The organism is Azospirillum himalayense (assembly GCF_042657465.1).
GTDB lineage: Bacteria > Pseudomonadota > Alphaproteobacteria > Azospirillales > Azospirillaceae > Azospirillum > Azospirillum himalayense.
The window spans coordinates 1-16,309 of sequence record NZ_JBHSLC010000036.1 but is presented as its reverse complement, the minus strand read 5'-3'; the positions used below and the strand labels follow the sequence as shown (position 1 = coordinate 16,309).

Here is a 16,309-nt window from a genome sequence, read left to right as displayed (position 1 = left end):
CAACGATAGCGGTCAGGCGCCGGGCTTGTCTCTCTGACCTGTGGAGGCACCCAAACGGCTCATCAGCGTCAGCGCGTCGTCGACCGCATGAAAGTCCGCCGTGTTGTCGAAGACGCACCAGACCGGCCGCTCCCGCGCCTCGTCGCGGAAGCGCCGGGCCAGCCGGTCCAGGACGTCCAGCGGATAGGCGCTGCGGTACATCACCGGCGATCCGTGCAGCCGCCAATAGCGGAAGCCATCCCAGCCCGCCGGCTCCGCCGCCGCGGGCACCGGGGCCGGATCGGCGGCGGCGCGGGCCACGGTGTAGTCAACCAGCAGCCGGTCCGGCTCCGCCGCGAACCAGCTCGGGTGGCGTGGTTCGCAGACGACGAGGCCGGCGAAGCGCTCGCGCAGGACCGCGAAGAAGGGGCCGGCCACCGCCGGCTCGAAGCGCAGCGTCGGCGGCAACTGCACCAGCAGCGGCCCCAGCCGGTCGCCGAGATGCCCGACCTCGTGCAGGTACTCCGTCAGCGGGCCGGCGCAGTCCTTCAGCCGCTGCTCGTGCGTGATGGCGCGCGGCAGCTTGACCGCGAAGCGGAAGTCCGGCGGCGCCGAGGCCGCCCAGCGCTCCCAGGTCTCCGGCTTGTGCGGGCGGTAGAAGCGGCTGTTGACCTCGGTCATCGGGAAGACGCGGGCGTAGCGCTCCAGATGCGTGCCCTCCGCCGGGAAGGCCGGGGCGGAGAGCTTCGGGATGCTCCAGCCGGCGCAGCCGATGCGGATGGCGTTGATGGTCCCTTCGGCCAAGCCTCTGCTCTCCCTGGACGCGTGCGTTCCCGCCTTAGAACAGCGTCGGTTGCCGCTCGTCCCGCCGTGCGGCGCCACCCGATTGGTCCGCGTCCGCGATCAGCCGGGCCATCTCCCGGCGCGCCTTCTCCGCCTCGTAGCCGCCGCGGTAGCGCCCGATGAAGCCCTTCTGGCAGGCTCGGCTGAAGCGCTGCGACGCGGTTTCCCAGTCGTCGCCGGGGCGCAGCCAGCTCACATAGGTGGTGCCGGTCCGCGGGTCGGTGCGCAGGTAGCGGCCATGCCCCTTCGGACCCCGCACCCATTGGCCGGGATTCAGGCGCAGAGCCCCCCGCGCCAGCAGCAGGGACACCTGCGGGGTGAGTTCGATGGTCGGAAAATACGGCATGGCGAACCCTCTCGGCGGCGCGCCGGGGGGCGGGCCGCGAACGTCTCGTCTCTGGTTTCGGAATGCCCTGGATATGGGGATTTCAGCCCGTTTGTTCAAGTTTTGTTCACGGTCAAGCCCTGGCTGCTTGAGCGGTTATTCGGGCCGTGCTCCCTGAACTTGTCCGTTGAGTGGAAGGGCCGTCCGTCCTAGGCTCCGGCACAGCTTTTCCCTGATGGTCACGAGAGCGCATGCGCCCCCTGCTGTCCCTTCCCGTCCGCCTCCTGCTCGCCACCACGATCCTGGCCGGTTGCCAGACGACGGGCGCCCCGCCCGTGTCGGCGACCACCACGTCCGGAACCGCGAAGGCGACGGCCGCCGCCCCGGCCAGCGTGGCCCCGGCCCAGCCCGCCGTCAGCTTCGCCGACTGGCTGAAGGCCCTGCGCGCCGAGGCGCTCGGCCAGGGCATCCGCGCCCAGACCTTCGACCGCGCCTTCGCCAACGTGAAGCTGTCGGACCGGGTGGTCGAGCTGGATTCCTCCCAGCCGGAGTTCAACCGCCAGCCCTGGCAGTATCTGGACAGCGCGGTCAATGATCGCCGCATCCAGGCCGGGCGCCAGCGCATCCAGGACAACGGCGCGCTGCTGCGCCGCATCAGCCAGCGCTCCGGCGTCCCGGCGGAGATCCTGGTGGCCTTCTGGGGCGTCGAGACCGACTTCGGCAATTTCACCGGCGGCTTCTCCGTCGTCGACGCGCTGACCACGCTGGCCTACGAGGGCCGCCGCGCCAGCTATTTCCGGACGGAGCTGCTAGCCGCCCTGCGCATCCTCGACAGCGGCGACATCCCGCCGGAGAAGATGAGCGGTTCCTGGGCCGGCGCCATGGGCCAGACCCAGTTCATGCCGACCATCTTCCTGAAGCACGCCACCGACGAGGACGGCGACGGGCGGCGCGACATCTGGGGCAGCCTGCCCGACGTCTTCGCCTCCACCGCCAAGTTCGTGCAGGCCAACGGCTGGCGCACCGGCGAGCGCTGGGGCGAGGAGGTCACCCTGCCCGCCGGCTTCCCCTACGAGCAGGCCGAGTACAACATCGCCAAGCCGGTGTCCGAATGGCGCCGCCTCGGCGTCCGTCCGGTCACCGGCGGCGAGCTGAGCGGCGGCGAGGAGGAGCGGGCCGCCGTCCTGATGCTCGCCGGGGCGCAGGGACCGGCCTTCCTGGTCCGGGAGAATTTCCGGGCGATCATGAAGTACAACCCCTCGACCAGCTACGCGCTGGCGGTGGCACTGCTGTCCGACCGTCTCGCCGGCCGGTCCGGCGTGCAGGGGAGCTGGCCGCGCCACGAGCCGGCGCTGAGCCGTGACGAACGGATCGAGCTTCAGGAGCGGCTGGCCTCGCTGGGCATGGAGCCGGGGACAGCGGACGGCATCGTCGGCGCCAACACCCGCAACGCCGTGCGCCGCTTCCAGCAGTCGATCGGCGCCGTGCCGGACGGCTTCGCCACCAAGACGCTGCTGGAACGGCTGCGCCAGTCCGCCGCCCCCGTCCCGGCGGCGGGCTGACGGCCCGCGATGCTGGCGGCGGCGAAGGGCTGGGCGCGGCGGATCAAGCGCGACGTGATCGCGCTCTATCTGGCGGCGCGCGACCCGCGGACGCCGTGGTACGCCCGTGTGGCCGCCGCCGCGGTGGCGGCCTACGCGCTCAGCCCCATCGACCTGATCCCCGACGTCGTGCCGGTCCTGGGCTATCTGGACGACCTGCTGATCGTGCCGCTCGGCATCCTGCTGGTCATCCGCCTGATCCCGGCGGCGGTGCTGGAGGAACACCGCGCCACCGGCGCCCGGCTGGCCACCCGGCCGGTCAGCTACGCCGCCGCCGCGCTGATGGTCGGGATCTGGCTGGTCGCCGCCGTCGCCCTGTTCCGGTGGCTCGAACCCCATGTCGCGGGCTGGCTGGGGTAGACGCGCGGGCGCCTGGCCCTCACTCGCCCAGCAGATGCAGCGCCAGGGTCCGCTCGTGGGGCCGGGTGCGGTGCTCGAACAGGTAGATCCCCTGCCAAGTGCCCAGCGCCATCCGCCCCTCCAGCACGGGGATGGACAGCTGCACCGTGGTCAGCGCGCTGCGGATGTGGGCGGGCATGTCGTCCGGCCCTTCCAGCGTGTGGTCGTAGAGCGCCGGGTCTTCCGGCACCAGCCGCTTGAAGAAGCGCTCCAGATCGCTGCGCACGTCGGGGTCGGCGTTCTCCTGGATGACCAGCGAGGCCGAGGTGTGCCGGCAGAAGACGGTCAGCAGACCGCTCTCCATGCCCTGGGCGGCGACCCAGCGGGCCACCGGCTCGGTCACCTCGGACAGGCCCTGGCCGCGGGTCCGGGTGGTCAGCGTCGTGACGGCCTGCCGCATGTTTGTCGCCCTCCGTGCTCGATTGCGCGTCTTGGAAGCGGGTCATCCATACACCAAATCGCTTGGCATTTCCGGCCCAACAACTGGCCCGACCAACAACAGGTGATCCATGGAACTGAACGGCCAGTACCGGATTCCGGCGGCGCGCGAGCGGGTCTTCACCGCGCTCTGCGATCCCGCCGTGCTGCAACGCTGCATCCCGGTGCTGGAGGAGATGGACCGGCTGTCACCCACCGAATACACCGCGCGCGTGCGCGCCACGGTCGGGCCGCTGAACGCGCGCTTCGCCGGGAACGTCCGGGTGGCGCCGGAGGACGCGCCGCGCTTCTACATCCTCTACGCCGAGGGCAAGGGCGGCCTCGCCGGAGCGGTCAAGGGCGAGGCCCGCATCACGCTGGAGGAGGTGGACGGCCACACGCACCTGTCCTTCACCCTCGCGGCGGCGCTGGGCGGGGCCGTCGGGCGGCTGGCGGTCAAGCTGGTCAAGGCCAAGGCCGACCGCGTCATCGACGGCTTTTTCGAGCGCTTCACGGCCGAGGTTCTGAACGGCTGACGCGGATGCCGGAAAGGCTCCGGCAACGCATCCGGAAAAAACCACTTCGCAGTTGCGGGAATTTGATCCACCATCATGGTCATGACCGAACAACCCCCCGACGCGGGAGTTCGCCGACCATGATTGCCGACACCGTGATGGCCGCCCCTCTGGTTGCCGACATCGCCGATCCCGCGGTCTTCTCGCTCCACCCGCCCGCCGACGCCCTGGACGGCGTTCCGGATGGCCCGGCCCTCGACCGGCTGCTGTTCAGCCGCATCGTCGGGCTGGCCGTGCAGCATCCCAGCGGCGTCACAGCCTCCCTGGGACTGACGCGCGAGGCGCTGGTCGAACTGATCCGGCGGCACGCGGTGGGCTTCGTCCACCTTCTCCCTTCCCTGCCCGACGGCAGCGGTGAGGACGCCATCGAGGAGGAGGATCTGCGGGCCTTCCTGCTCGACCACCGCGCCGCCGGGACCGTCGAGGAGGAATGGCTGGCCGCCATCGTCGCCCGCCGCACGCTGGGGCCGAACCATCTCTGGCAGGACATGGGCTTCGCCAACCGGCGGGAGCTGAACGCCATGTTCCGCCGCCATTTCCCGTCGCTGGTCGCGCTGAACAGCGGCGACATGAAGTGGAAGAAGTTCTTCTACCGCCAGCTCTGCGAGCGCGAGGGGCTGATGCTCTGCAAATCCCCGAACTGCGAGGTCTGCGACGACTTCAGCGCCTGCTTCAGCGCGGAGGACGGCGACCCGCTGAGCGCCCTGGCCCGCGTCGCCCGTGGCGAGGGAGCCTAAACAAAGATGCGCTGCGGGTGAAGAAAGCCGCTTGACCGGAGGGCCGCTACCCGTTAGATAACGCCACCCGCCGGACGGAAGGCCAAGCAAGGCCCGATGAACGGCAGGTCTCCGATGGTCGCGTCAAGCATCAGCGGAAGGGTGGCCGAGTGGTTAAAGGCAGCAGACTGTAAATCTGCCCGCGTAAGCGTACGCTGGTTCAAATCCAGCCCCTTCCACCATCTGACGCGGCCGGTTCATGACAGGGTCATGGCCGGCCGTTTCCTTTTCCGGACAGTGTTGAATTGTCGGCGCATCAGCGCGCCGTATCAACGTGGTTGTGCCCCCAGATCCTCGAAGGCCAAGCCTTTGTCGGTGCGGGTGAAGCGACCCTTGCCGTTGACGGTCATCGCCGTCGCGCCCGGCTGCGGCGCGAAGGTTGCCGCGTAATAGCAATCATATTGCTTGTCGTCCGGCTTCGGAGCGCCATTGCGGTACTTGGTGTCGACGCAGCCCTGCTTGCGGAAGCTCTCGAAGCCGCGGAAGCCACCCTGCCCCTGGCCGTCCAGCGCCCGCTTGGTGTGCGATTCCACCAGCTTGCGCATGTCGGACTCGCCGGGCTCCCCCGAACAGGCAGCCAGCGGCAACAGCGCCAGACTGCAGATCACCACAACCCGCAAGCCTCGCATCCTCTCCCTCACCTGCCGGCCAGCAGGCGGTCCACCCGCTCCTTCAGGGCGCCGAAGGACGGCGGCTTCACGACGAAGCCGTTGACGCCCAGGGACATGGCCTTCTTCACGATTTCGGATTCCGTGTGGTTGGTCAGGAAGACCACCGGCGTGCGGCGGTTCCTCACCTCCGCGCTGGCCCGCAAATCGGCCAGGAACTGCAGGCCGGACACCGGCTTCATGTCGATGTCGCAGACGATCACGTCGGGGGTGGCGCGGATGCACTCCCGCATGCCGGTTTCCCCGTTGTCGGCCTCGGCGATCGAGCGGAAGCCGATCTGCGACAGGATTTGCATGATGGTGCGGCGCACGAAGGGCTGATCTTCGATGACCAGGATGCTGTACTGCCCGTAATCGACCGGCTTCCTGTCCATCGCCGCATCCTCCCTCGCCAGAACCGGTCCAGCCAGCCCATGGTCATACAGTCGAACACTGATAGAGCGAGTCCGGCGAACGAGCAACCAAAGGACGGTTACAACTTTTAAAGAATGGCGATTTCCCTGCGGCCGGACACGGCGACGAGCCGTGCGAACCCGCACGGCCCTTGGTTCTCCGTATGATCGAAGGCGCTCCCGGCTTCCAGCGGATGTTAGCGCCGACTGGTCCCCTGCAACCCCAAGAGGGTGGAGATCACGCCGGCGACGAACCGGCGCTCCGGGTGCAACTCATGCACCGCCACCGCGCGCCCGGCGAAGGACAGCGCCGCTTTCGCCATGCCCGCCGGGTCCGGACAGGCTTCGCCGTCGATCCGGAAGCGCGTGACGGTTTTGGTCAGTTCGTGCATCGCCGTCAAAGGCGGGATGCACATCAGGAAGCGGGCGCTGGCGATCGGCGTGAAGCCGCAGCGCTCGAACATGGTCTGCACGGTCACCGGGACACCGTCCGGCCCCTCGGTCCCGACCTGATAGCGGAGCAGGCGCTGCGCCCGCTCCTCCACCGCCTCGGACCAGCCAGCGGTGGCCGTAATCATGGGGTTGATCAAACCTGCCTCCAAATGCACCAGCCGCGGGCCATGCAGGCGCCAAGGACGTTAGATTGTTTACTCAACGAACAAGGTCAAGAAACATCCCGTATGGTGGAAACCCGCATCCGTTTGATTGCGAAGCAATCACCGTGCCAGCGCATAGGGGCGGCGGTGCAAAGCCGCCCCGCCCGGTCGCCGGATTCCCGCATCGTGTTGAGACTCCAGTTGATTGCTCCATAGCGCCCGTATCGACGCCGGAACGGCGCCTTGGGAATCAACAGCGCCATGACCATCCTGGTGCCGTCATCTCCGCTTCCCGGGCGAACAGAACACGTTGCATATGCGACAACCTGCCACCCTTTTGGGCACGGCGTGTCGCTGCTCCGCAACCGACACCCTGTGGGCGATGATCAGGAACCCTGCACGCGCGTGAATCGTTATGCCCACGAAAACAATTCCTGTTCTGCGCTGTTGTGACCTGACGCACGTGGATTCATGAGCCGGAAGTTGTTTTGCGGCTTGTTTTGCGGCGGTGAGCGGGGGCCATCGTGGAGACGTCCATGCCAAAAGATGCGGATTCGGATAAACCGGACAGGAGTGTCCTAACCACGGGAAAGGCCCTGCGTGACAGCCTGGAGGTGTTGAACCGCAACCTTGCCGAGGGGGTTCGAACCGCGGACCGTCTCCAGCGCGACGCCAGCCGTCTGGTCGAGGAAAGCGCGCGCCTGGCTGCCGAACTGGCTGAGCAACGCCGCGAGATGGGCCGGCTGCGCGACCGGCTGCATCGCGCCGAGGACCGCCGCGGCGCTCGGGAGGAGGAGCTTCGCCGCGCCCATGAGGCGGCGGAGCGCGCCGACCGGGCCAAGGCGCGCTTCCTGACCGCCGCCAGCCACGACCTGCGCCAGCCGATCCAGGCGGCGGCGCTCTACGCTCACATCCTGCGCGGCGCGGTCGGCGCCAACCCGTCGGCAAGGGAGGCGGCGGACCTCCTCCAGGCCTCCATCGACAGCCTGAGCGGCATGCTGAGCGGCCTTCTGGATCTCGCCCGGCTGGAGGCCGGGGCGGTGGACGTCATGGTCACGGAATTCCGCCCCGATGCGCTGATGCGCCGTCTGGCCCAGGAGTTCCGGGCGACTGCCACGACCGAGGGAATGAGCCTGCACGTCCACCCCTGCGGCGTGGCGGTGCAGACCGACCCGCGGCTGTTGGAACGGATTCTGACCCACCTGCTGTCCAACGCCGTCCGCCACGGCGGTGGAAACGGAGGACGCGTTCTTCTGGGTTGCCGTCGGCGCCCCGGCGCGCTGGAGTTCCAGGTGTGGGACGACGGGCGCGGCATCCCCCCCGACGCCCGTGCCGCCATCTTCGAGGAATTCCACCAGCTCGACAATCCGGAGCGCAGCGCGGCCAAGGGCTTTGGCCTCGGCCTGCCGCTGGTGGCCCGCATGGCGCGGCTGCTCGGGCTGACGCTGGATCTCCGGTCACAGGTCGGGCGGGGCACGGTCTTCACGGTGACCGTTCCACGCGCCGCACCTCCCTCCGAACCCGACCGCCGCCTGACCGCCGCCGCCCGCGCCATGGCCGTGGCTGCGACCAGCGCGGCCGCCACCGCCTCCCCGACGGACCGGATGAAAGGCCGGCGGGTGCTGCTGGTGGAGGACGACGAGCGGGTGCGCCACGCCATGACCATGCTGCTGAAGCGCTGGGGTGTGCGGGTGACCGCCGTCGGCTCGGCCGAGGAGCTGGCCGACCGCCTGCCCCGGCTGCGCAGCCGTCCGCACGTCGTCCTCGCCGACCACCGCCTCCCGCGCGGGCAGACCGGCCGCACGGTGGCGGAACTGGTCCGCCGCCGCTGGGACGTGCCGGTGGTCATCATCACCGGCGACACGGCGCCGGAGCGGCTGCGCGAAGCCCGCAAGATCGGCTGCCGCCTGCTGCACAAGCCGGTGGAGCCCGGCGACCTCGCCGCCACGCTCGACGACGTCATGGAGCGGTGAACTCTCAGAACAATCTCCCGCTCCGCCTGTTCGCATCGTGGGAGGAGCGCGCATGGGGCGAAGGAAGACACGGCTCGGGGTGATCGGCGGGGCCGCCGTCCTGCTGGCGCTCGGTGCCGGAGCGCTCGCCTGGGCGTGGGAGGCGGCGATCCCGCCGCAGCCGCGTCCGGCGGCGGATGGCTTTCCGCCGGAGCTGGTGGCGGAAGGGGCGCGGCTGGCCGCGGTTGGGAATTGCATCGCCTGCCACACGGTACCGGGCGGACGGTCCTTCGCCGGCGGCTTGGCCCTGCCGACGCCCTTCGGCACCATCCATTCCACCAACATCACGCCCGACGAGGAAGCCGGCATCGGCCGCTGGAGCGAGGAGGCCTTCATCCGCGCCATGCGGCGCGGGGTGGACCGCGACGGGCGGCATCTTTACCCCGCCTTCCCCTACGACCACTACACGCTGGTCAGCGACGCCGACAACCGCGCGCTCTACGCCTACCTGATGACGCGCACCCCGGTGCGGGCGGAGGCGCCCGCCAACGACCTGCCCTTCCCGCTGAACATCCGCATGGCGGTGGCCGGGTGGAAGCTGCTCTATTTCCGTGAGGGCGCCTTCACCCCCGACCCGGCCAAGCCGGAGGTCTGGAACCGCGGCGCTTATCTGGCGGAGGGGCTGGGCCATTGCGGCGCCTGCCACAGCCCGCGCAACGCGCTGGGCGCGGTTGAGGAGAATCGCGCCTGGTCCGGTGGCGAGGCCGAGGGCTGGACCGCCTACCCCATCAACGAACAGTCTCCGGCCCCCATCCCCTGGACGGCGGACAGCCTGACCTTCTACCTGCGGCACGGCTGGCACCCGGCGCACGGCGTGTCGCGCGGGCCGATGGCGGAAGTCACCGGCAACCTCGCCGGGCTGCCCGACGCCGAGGTGGCCGCCATCGCCGCCTACGTCGCCGACCGCATGGGTTCCCCCAGCCCCGAGCGCCTGCGCCGCGGCGAAGACCTGCAAGGCCTGGTTCCACGCCTCACCGCCGACGGCATGACCCGCCCGCCCGCCGCGGACTCCCAGGGCGACGAGCGGGGCGAGGCGATCTACCGCACGGCCTGCGCCGCCTGCCACGAGTCCGGACGGCCGCTGCCCTTCGGCGGGCTGCCCTTCGCGCTCAGCACGGCGGTGAACGCGTCCAACCCGCAGAACATCGTCAACGTCACGCTGTTCGGCCTGCCGCCCGGCGACGGCACCGTCAGCGCGGTGATGCCGGCCTTCGGCGGCGCGCTGACCGACGCCGATATGGTGGCCCTGCTGCGCCACCTGCGCGGGCGCTTCAGCGATCAGCCGCCGTGGGAGGGGTTGGAGCGGCTGGTGGCCGACACGCGCAGCGGGACGCATCGCGTGGCCGTCCGCCCCGCCGACGGCATCGAACGGGCGCCCCGGAACGTCGGCGCCGCCGACTGAACCAAAGCGCACCCAACAAGGGAGCCCATCATGGCGATCGACCTCACGGTGAACGGCATCCCCCAGCGGGTGGAGGCGGACCCGGACACGCCGCTTCTCTACGTGCTGCGCGACGATCTGGGGCTGAACGGGGCGAAGTTCGGTTGCGGGCTCGGCCAGTGCGGGTCCTGCACGGTGATGGTGGACGGGCGCGCCGTTCTGTCCTGCGTCACGCCGATCCTGCTGCTTCAGGGCCGCTCCGTCACCACGGTCGAGGGGCTGGGCACCGCCGAGGCCCCCGGCCCCATGCAGCGCGCCTTCATCGAGGAGCAGGCGGCCCAGTGCGGCTACTGCATCCCCGGCATGATGATGCGGGCGCAGGCCCTGCTCCAGGAGCAGCCGGACCCCGACGACGCCGCGATCCGCCGCGCGCTGGAGTTCAACCTGTGCCGCTGCGGCACCCACATGCGCATCCTGCGGGCCATCCGCCGCGCCGCCGACACCATGCGCCACGCGGCAACCGGCGCTCCGAACGGGAGGGCCGGATGATGAGCGACCACAGCCCCTTCCCCCTGACCCGCCGCGGCCTGCTGGCCGGCGGCGGTGCCCTGGTCGTCACCGTGTCGCTGACCCGCCCCCTGACCGCCCAGACCGGCGGCGGCGGTGGCGCCCGGTCTCCCAAGCCCGCTCCGGGCAGCCTCGCGCAAACGCCCCGGCTCGACGCCTGGATCCGCATCGGCGCGGACGGCGCCATCACCGTCTTCACCGGCAAGGCCGAGCTCGGCCAGGGCATCCGCACCGCCCTGATCCAGGTCGCCGCGGAGGAACTGCGCGTCCCGCCCGCCGCCATAACCCTGGTCACCGCAGACACCGCCCGCACCCCGAACGAGGGCTACACCGCCGGCAGCCAGTCCATGCAGAACAGCGGCACCGCCATCCGCGCCGCCGCCGCCCAGGCCCGTGCCCTGCTGGCGCAGGAAGCGGCGCGGCGCTTCGGCGCGCCGGCCGACGCGCTGGGCGTCGTCGACCGGCGGGTGACGGCGCCGGACGGGCGCTCGCTCGGCTATGGGGATTTGGCCGCGTCGCTCGACATGACCGTGGACGTCCCGGCGGACGCCCCGCTGACCGCGCCGGACCGGCTGTCGGTGATGGGCAAGCCGCTGCCCCGCGTCGACATCCCGGCCAAGGTGACCGGCGGCGCGGCTTATGTGCAGGATCTGCGGCTGGAGGGCATGCTGCACGCCCGCGTCGTCCGCCCGCCCAGCCCCGCCGCCCGGCTGACCGCGCTCGACGCCGCCGGTGTGGAGGCGATGCCGGGGGTGGTCGCCGTTCTGCGCGACGGCAACTTCCTGGCCGTGGTGGCCGACAAGGAGTACCGGGCGGTCAAGGCGATGCGCGCCCTCGCCACCGCCGCCCGCTGGGAGGAGCCGGCGACCCTGCCCGGCGACACCCCGATCCCCGACCTGCTGCGCGGTTTGGAACGCGAGGTCGGCACGGTGGACGCCAAGGGCGAGGCCGGCGCCTTCGCGGACGGGCCGCGCAGCCTGCGCGCCCGCTTCACCCGGCCCTATCAGCTCCACGGCTCCATCGGCCCGTCCTGCGGCGTGGCGGTGATGGGCGAGGACGGGCTGACCGTCTGGTCGCACACCCAGGGCGTCTATCCCGACCGCAAGGCCATCGCCGAGATTCTGCGCCTGCCCCTGGATCGGGTGCGGGTGATCCACACGGAGGGGTCCGGCTGCTACGGCCACAACGGCGCCGACGACGCGGCGGCGGACGCGGCGCTGATCGCCAGCAAGCTGCCGGGCCGCCCCGTGCGGGTGCAGTGGATGCGCGAGCAGGAGCACGGCGGGGAGCCCTACGGACCGGCCATGATGATCGAGGCCGCGGCCTCCCTGGACGGAAACGGGCGCATCGACCGCTGGACCTTCGACGTCTGGTCCAACACCCACACCACCCGCCCCGGCGGTGCCGGCGCCCTGCTGGCAGCCCGCCATCTGGCCGAGCCCTTCCCGGCGGAACCGGCGGCGATGCAGATCACCCCCGCCGGCAACGGCGACCGCAACGCCATCCCGCTCTACGCCATTCCGAACACCCGCATCCTCTGGCACTTCCTGCCCGACATGCCGCTGCGGGTGTCGGCCTTGCGATCGCTCGGCGCCTACGCCAACGTCTTCGCGCTGGAAAGCATGATGGACGATCTGGCGCTGCTGGCCGGCGCCGATCCCGTGGAGTTCCGCCTGCGCCACCTGGAGGACCCGCGCGCCCGCCGGGTGGTGGAACTGGCGGCGGAGCGCTTCGGCTGGACGGGCGCCGCGCCGGCGCCGGGCTTCGGCCATGGCTTCGCCTTCGCCCGCTACAAGAACCACGCCGCCTATCTGGCGCTGGCGGTGGAATTGGCGGTGGACCGCGGCAACGGACGGGTGCGGATGACCCGCGCCACCGCCGCCATCGACAGCGGCGAGATCGTCAACCCCGACGGCATCCGCAACCAGACGGAAGGCGGCATCATCCAGGCCATGAGCTGGACCCTGTTCGAGCGCGTCGCCTACGACGACACCCGCGTCACCTCGGTGGATTGGGCCAGCTACCCCATCCTGCGCTTCGCCAGCGTGCCCGACCGCATCGACGTCCACATCGTCGAACGGCCCGGCGATCCCTTCCTCGGCACCGGCGAGGCGGCGCAGGGCCCGACCGCCGCGGCCATCGGCAACGCCATCCGCTCGGCGACCGGCCGACGCCTGCGCGATCTGCCCTTCACCCCCGACCGGGTGCGGGAGTCGACCGCCACCGGATAGTGCCGGGTCGGCGGAGATTTCCGCAATTCTTCCGGTGAATAGAACGAAAGGCTTGTCACATGCGATTGAAAAACGATGGGAGCTCAGCCCGGCGTTAGGCAGCCACGCCACGCCCTATCGTTGCGTCGTGCCAAGATGCGCGGAGCAGAAAAGCGCGGGCGTTGCTTGCTGCCACGACTCTCCATTGCGCCACCTTTACTAGTATAATTCAGGACAACTCGCGGCAAATCGAAATAAAAATTCCGTCAATACACGGATTGACCATTAATAGACAGAATATTAATAACGCATTAACGCGTCAAATAATGCAATATTCCGCAATATGTAACATTAGAATGACGGCTTATGCTTGCTATTGACAAGAAGCCTCCTGTGCCAAATGCAGTGATATTGCGTTGTATTCATTGACCCGGACGTCCGGTTGTGGGCATGTCAAATCAAAGGAGGCACCCATTTCTTTCGAGAGATGGCTCCTCCGGATTGCGCCCCACTCAGGAAATGTCCGCCATGACCGAAGCGTCCGCCGCCGCCTCCACCACGCGCGTTATCACCTCTGGTCGCGTCCTCGACACGGCGGCCGAGATCGCCGTCATCGACACCGCCCTCAGCGGTTGGCGGGACCTTCAGGCGGGCCTTCCCTCCGGCATGGAAGCCGTGCTGATCGGCGAAGGCTGCGACGGCGTGACGGTCATGGCACAGGCGCTGGCCAATCGCTCCGGCATCCGGGCCATCCATGTGCTGTCCCACGGTTTCGAGGGCGGGCTCCAACTCGGTGCGACCCGACTCGACGCTGCATCGCTTCCGAGACGGGCGGCGGAACTGACGGCCATCGGTGCCTGCCTTGCCGATGAAGGCGACATCCTGCTGTACGGCTGCAACGTGGCGAGCGGCCATGGCGAGGCGTTCCTGGACGCATTGTCCGACATCACCGGCGCCGGCATGGCGGCGTCGCGGACACTGACAGGTGCCGCGGATCTTGGCGGCAATTGGGATCTCGACTGGACGCGTGGCGTCGTGCAGACCGAGGCGCTGCGGATCGAACGCTACGCGGGCGTGCTGATGGCGGCCCCCGAAGCCGTGGACACCGTTGCCTATGTCGGCGAGTCCACCATCACTGTGACCTTCGACGGCAATCTCGACAGCGTCAGCCAGCCGGCCCTGTCCACCTTCGATGCGATTTCGCCCGGCGACATGTCCTGGGGCACCAGTGCCATCCTGATCAACGGAACGAAGGTCAACGTGACCGCCGCCGTGGTGTCCGGCAAGACCGTAACGCTGACCGTCAGCAGCACCTTCGCAGCCGGCGACTACATTGAATTCCGATACGTCGATCCGGCGGGCGACAACACCAGCGGAGTTATTCAGGCCACCAACGGCCTCGACGTCGCCTCGACATTCCTCATTACCACGGTCATGGGGCCACGCCCCGCGGTGGTGCCGGTCCTGCAGAGCGCGACGGTGGACGGAACGACGCTGGTTCTGACCTACGACGTCGCGCTGGACGCCGTGAACGGCCCGGCGGCAAGCGCCTTCGAAGTCAAGGTCGGTGGCAGCACGGTGACCGTCACCGGCGTCGCCGTGAACAGCGTCAACAAGACGGTCACTCTGACCCTGGCCCAGGCGGTCCAGCACGGGCAGACGGTCACCGTCAGCTACACCGACCCCACCAACGGCAACGACGCGGCGGCGATCCAGAACGCGACCGGCGGGGCGGACGCGGCCAGCGTCACCAACCAGTCGGTGACGAACAACACGGCGGACACGACGCCGCCGTCGATCACCAAGGTCGCCATCCCCAACCAGCCGGCCAAGGTCGGCGACGTGGTGACGGTGACGATCACCGTGGCGTCGGACAGCGACACCTACACGCTGGGCAGCGGCAGCACGGTCGACGGCTTCGCGCTCGCCAACCTGACCAAGGTCAGCGCCACCACCTACACCGCCACCTTCACCGTCACCGCCGACGGCCAGCGCACCGGCAACCTCGCGGCCAACCAGGATATCCCGGTCAACATCGTCCTGGTCGACGGCGCCAGCAACGCCAACACCCCCTACACCACCCCGATCAACCAGAACAACGACCGCATCGACACCAACGCCCCGCCGGTCCTGGCCGTCCCGACCACGCCGGCGACTCTCGTCGACACCGCCGCCAACGACAGTTTCCCGCTGATCGACGGCCAGCTCTCCGCGACGGACCTGGAAGGCGACACGCTGACCTACTCCATCGCCGGCTCGCAGGCCTCCCCGCTCCAGTACGGCAGCGTCACGCTCAGCAACGGCGTCACCTACGACATCTGGTCCACCGGGCCGGGCGGCACCTCCTATGTCAACAGCCAGACCGGCCACTACGCCTATGTGTTCGACGCCGCCTTCCTCAACGGCGTCCCGGCCGGGCCGATGCAGGGCACCAGCACCTTCACCGTCTCCGACGGCAACCGCACCGTCTCGCAGCAGCTCACCCTCAACTTCACCGGCGCAAACGACAGCCCGATCCTGTCCAACGACGTCCGCAGCCTGACCACCATCGACCAGGGCATCGCCGACGCCGCGAACAGCGGGATGACCGTCACGGCGCTGCTGGCCTCCGCCGGCACCGCCACCGACGCGGAGTATGACAGCCCGTTCCCGATGGTCACCGTCCTCCCGCTCGGCATCGCCGTCACCGGCGTGACCAACACCAACGGCACCTGGCAGTACAAGGTCGGCACCGGCGCCTGGACGGACATTCCCACCGGGTCGTCCAACGGGGCGGCGTTGCTGCTCGCCGGGTCGGACCGTGTCCGCTTCGTGCCGAGCGGGTCGGGCTTCACCAGCACCGACACCGGCGGCCTCACCTTCAGGGCCTGGGACCGGACCAGCGGCACGCCGGGCGCCACCGCCGACACCACCACCGCCGACGCCTTCAGCGCGGGCAGCGCCACCGCGACGATCACCGTCGACGCCGTGCCGACCCTGACCGCGACCGGCGGAGCCAAGACCTTCGGCGTCGGGGTGGACAGCTCGACCAACCTGTTCAGCGGCGTGACGGCCTCCACGGTGGAGGCCGGGCAGAGCTTCCGCGGCGCGGTGTTCACCGTCGGCGGGGTGGTCGACGCCACCGAGATCCTGACCATCGGCGGCATCGACGTCGTCCTGACCAACGGCGCCACCGCCACCCTGACCGGGCTGGGCGTGGCGGGCGGCAACGCCAGCGTCACCGTGTCGGTGATCGGCGGCGTCGCCACGGTCACCCTCAGCGGGTTGGAGCGCAGCGACGCGCAGATGAGCGTGCTGCTCGGCGGCGTCGCCTACAAGAACACCAGCGGGACGCCGACGCTGGGCGACCGCACGGTGGCCATCGCCAGCCTGACCGACAGCGGCGGTGCCGCCGGCAGCGCGACCATCTCCGGCGTCAGCGCGGTGGTGAGCGTGGCCGACGTGACGCCGCCCGCGACTCCGGTCATCACCAGCGCCGCGCTGAGCAACAGCGCCACGCCGATCCTGACCGGCACGGCGGAGGCCGACAGCACCGTCACCGTCACGGTGGGTGGGGCGACCTACACCA

14 protein-coding genes, 1 tRNA gene and 1 pseudogene are annotated in these 16,309 nt (G+C 69.8%); 10 read left to right on the top strand and 6 right to left on the bottom strand.

The annotated features are described in order from the left end of the window. Positions 1 to 12: 12 nt before the first annotated feature. Together ACFPMG_RS17760 and ACFPMG_RS17755 are read right to left on the bottom strand one after the other, a co-directional pair. Positions 13 to 783 carry a DUF72 domain-containing protein gene (locus ACFPMG_RS17760; protein WP_376996445.1) on the bottom strand — a complete coding sequence of 257 codons (771 nt, stop codon included), beginning with the start codon at positions 781 to 783 and terminating at the stop codon, positions 13 to 15. Positions 784 to 817: 34 nt separating this feature from the next. Next, positions 818 to 1,168 (bottom strand): hypothetical protein, encoded by a 351-nt coding sequence (locus ACFPMG_RS17755; RefSeq protein WP_376996444.1) that lies wholly within the window; start codon positions 1,166 to 1,168, stop codon positions 818 to 820. A gap of 230 nt (positions 1,169 to 1,398) precedes the next feature. Between ACFPMG_RS17755 and ACFPMG_RS17750 the strand changes: the two genes are divergently transcribed. Together ACFPMG_RS17750 and ACFPMG_RS17745 are read left to right on the top strand one after the other, a co-directional pair. Beyond that, positions 1,399 to 2,709, top strand: a complete 1,311-nt coding sequence (locus ACFPMG_RS17750) for a lytic murein transglycosylase (RefSeq protein ID WP_376996443.1) — start codon at positions 1,399 to 1,401, stop codon at positions 2,707 to 2,709. Between the two features lie 15 nt (positions 2,710 to 2,724). Continuing rightward, positions 2,725 to 3,108, top strand: a pseudogene (locus tag ACFPMG_RS17745) (YkvA family protein); the annotation flags it as partial. Positions 3,109 to 3,127: 19 nt separating this feature from the next. Here ACFPMG_RS17745 and ACFPMG_RS17740 read toward each other — a convergent pair. Beyond that, on the bottom strand, positions 3,128 to 3,547 hold the full coding sequence (locus ACFPMG_RS17740; RefSeq protein WP_376996441.1) for a secondary thiamine-phosphate synthase enzyme YjbQ: 420 nt from the start codon (positions 3,545 to 3,547) through the stop codon (positions 3,128 to 3,130). Between the two features lie 109 nt (positions 3,548 to 3,656). On the opposite strand from ACFPMG_RS17740, the gene ACFPMG_RS17735 reads away from it, so the two are divergent. The 3 genes from ACFPMG_RS17735 (at position 3,657) to ACFPMG_RS17725 (ending at position 5,097) form a co-directional block, all read left to right on the top strand. After that, positions 3,657 to 4,100, top strand: coding sequence for a CoxG family protein (locus tag ACFPMG_RS17735; protein WP_014239881.1), 444 nt, complete (start codon positions 3,657 to 3,659; stop codon positions 4,098 to 4,100). 119 nt (positions 4,101 to 4,219) lie between these two features. Then, entirely contained in the window at positions 4,220 to 4,876 is a 657-nt protein-coding gene (locus tag ACFPMG_RS17730; RefSeq protein WP_376996440.1) for a nitrogen fixation protein NifQ, read from the top strand. Between the two features lie 135 nt (positions 4,877 to 5,011). Further along, positions 5,012 to 5,097, top strand: a tRNA-Tyr gene (locus tag ACFPMG_RS17725). An 87-nt stretch (positions 5,098 to 5,184) separates the two neighbouring features. On the opposite strand, the gene ACFPMG_RS17720 is transcribed toward ACFPMG_RS17725, so the two are convergent. The 3 genes from ACFPMG_RS17720 to ACFPMG_RS17710 all read right to left on the bottom strand — a co-directional run bounded on the left by ACFPMG_RS17720 (position 5,185) and on the right by ACFPMG_RS17710 (position 6,553). Then, positions 5,185 to 5,544 carry a hypothetical protein gene (locus ACFPMG_RS17720; RefSeq protein ID WP_376996439.1) on the bottom strand — a complete coding sequence of 120 codons (360 nt, stop codon included), beginning with the start codon at positions 5,542 to 5,544 and terminating at the stop codon, positions 5,185 to 5,187. An 8-nt stretch (positions 5,545 to 5,552) separates the two neighbouring features. Continuing rightward, the gene (locus tag ACFPMG_RS17715; protein WP_114861123.1) at positions 5,553 to 5,957 is read right to left on the bottom strand and encodes a response regulator; all 405 of its coding nucleotides are present in this window, start codon (positions 5,955 to 5,957) and stop codon (positions 5,553 to 5,555) included. Positions 5,958 to 6,172: 215 nt separating this feature from the next. Continuing rightward, positions 6,173 to 6,553, bottom strand: coding sequence for a hypothetical protein (locus ACFPMG_RS17710; RefSeq protein ID WP_376996438.1), 381 nt, complete (start codon positions 6,551 to 6,553; stop codon positions 6,173 to 6,175). Positions 6,554 to 7,188: 635 nt separating this feature from the next. Between ACFPMG_RS17710 and ACFPMG_RS17705 the strand changes: the two genes are divergently transcribed. From ACFPMG_RS17705 to ACFPMG_RS17685, 5 genes are all read left to right on the top strand, one after another. After that, on the top strand, positions 7,189 to 8,544 hold the full coding sequence (locus ACFPMG_RS17705) for an ATP-binding response regulator (RefSeq protein WP_376996437.1): 1,356 nt from the start codon (positions 7,189 to 7,191) through the stop codon (positions 8,542 to 8,544). Positions 8,545 to 8,596: 52 nt separating this feature from the next. Beyond that, complete coding sequence (locus tag ACFPMG_RS17700) at positions 8,597 to 9,985, top strand: c-type cytochrome (protein ID WP_376996436.1); 1,389 nt, start codon at positions 8,597 to 8,599, stop codon at positions 9,983 to 9,985. A gap of 30 nt (positions 9,986 to 10,015) precedes the next feature. Further along, positions 10,016 to 10,513, top strand: a complete 498-nt coding sequence (locus ACFPMG_RS17695) for a (2Fe-2S)-binding protein (protein ID WP_376996435.1) — start codon at positions 10,016 to 10,018, stop codon at positions 10,511 to 10,513. Continuing rightward, entirely contained in the window at positions 10,510 to 12,762 is a 2,253-nt protein-coding gene (locus tag ACFPMG_RS17690) for a xanthine dehydrogenase family protein molybdopterin-binding subunit (RefSeq protein WP_376996434.1), read from the top strand. The genes ACFPMG_RS17695 and ACFPMG_RS17690 overlap by 4 nt, the downstream gene beginning before the upstream one ends. Positions 12,763 to 13,269: 507 nt before the next feature. Then, a partial coding sequence (locus ACFPMG_RS17685) for a DUF4347 domain-containing protein (RefSeq protein WP_376996433.1) occupies positions 13,270 to 16,309 on the top strand: 3,040 nt, incomplete at its 3' end.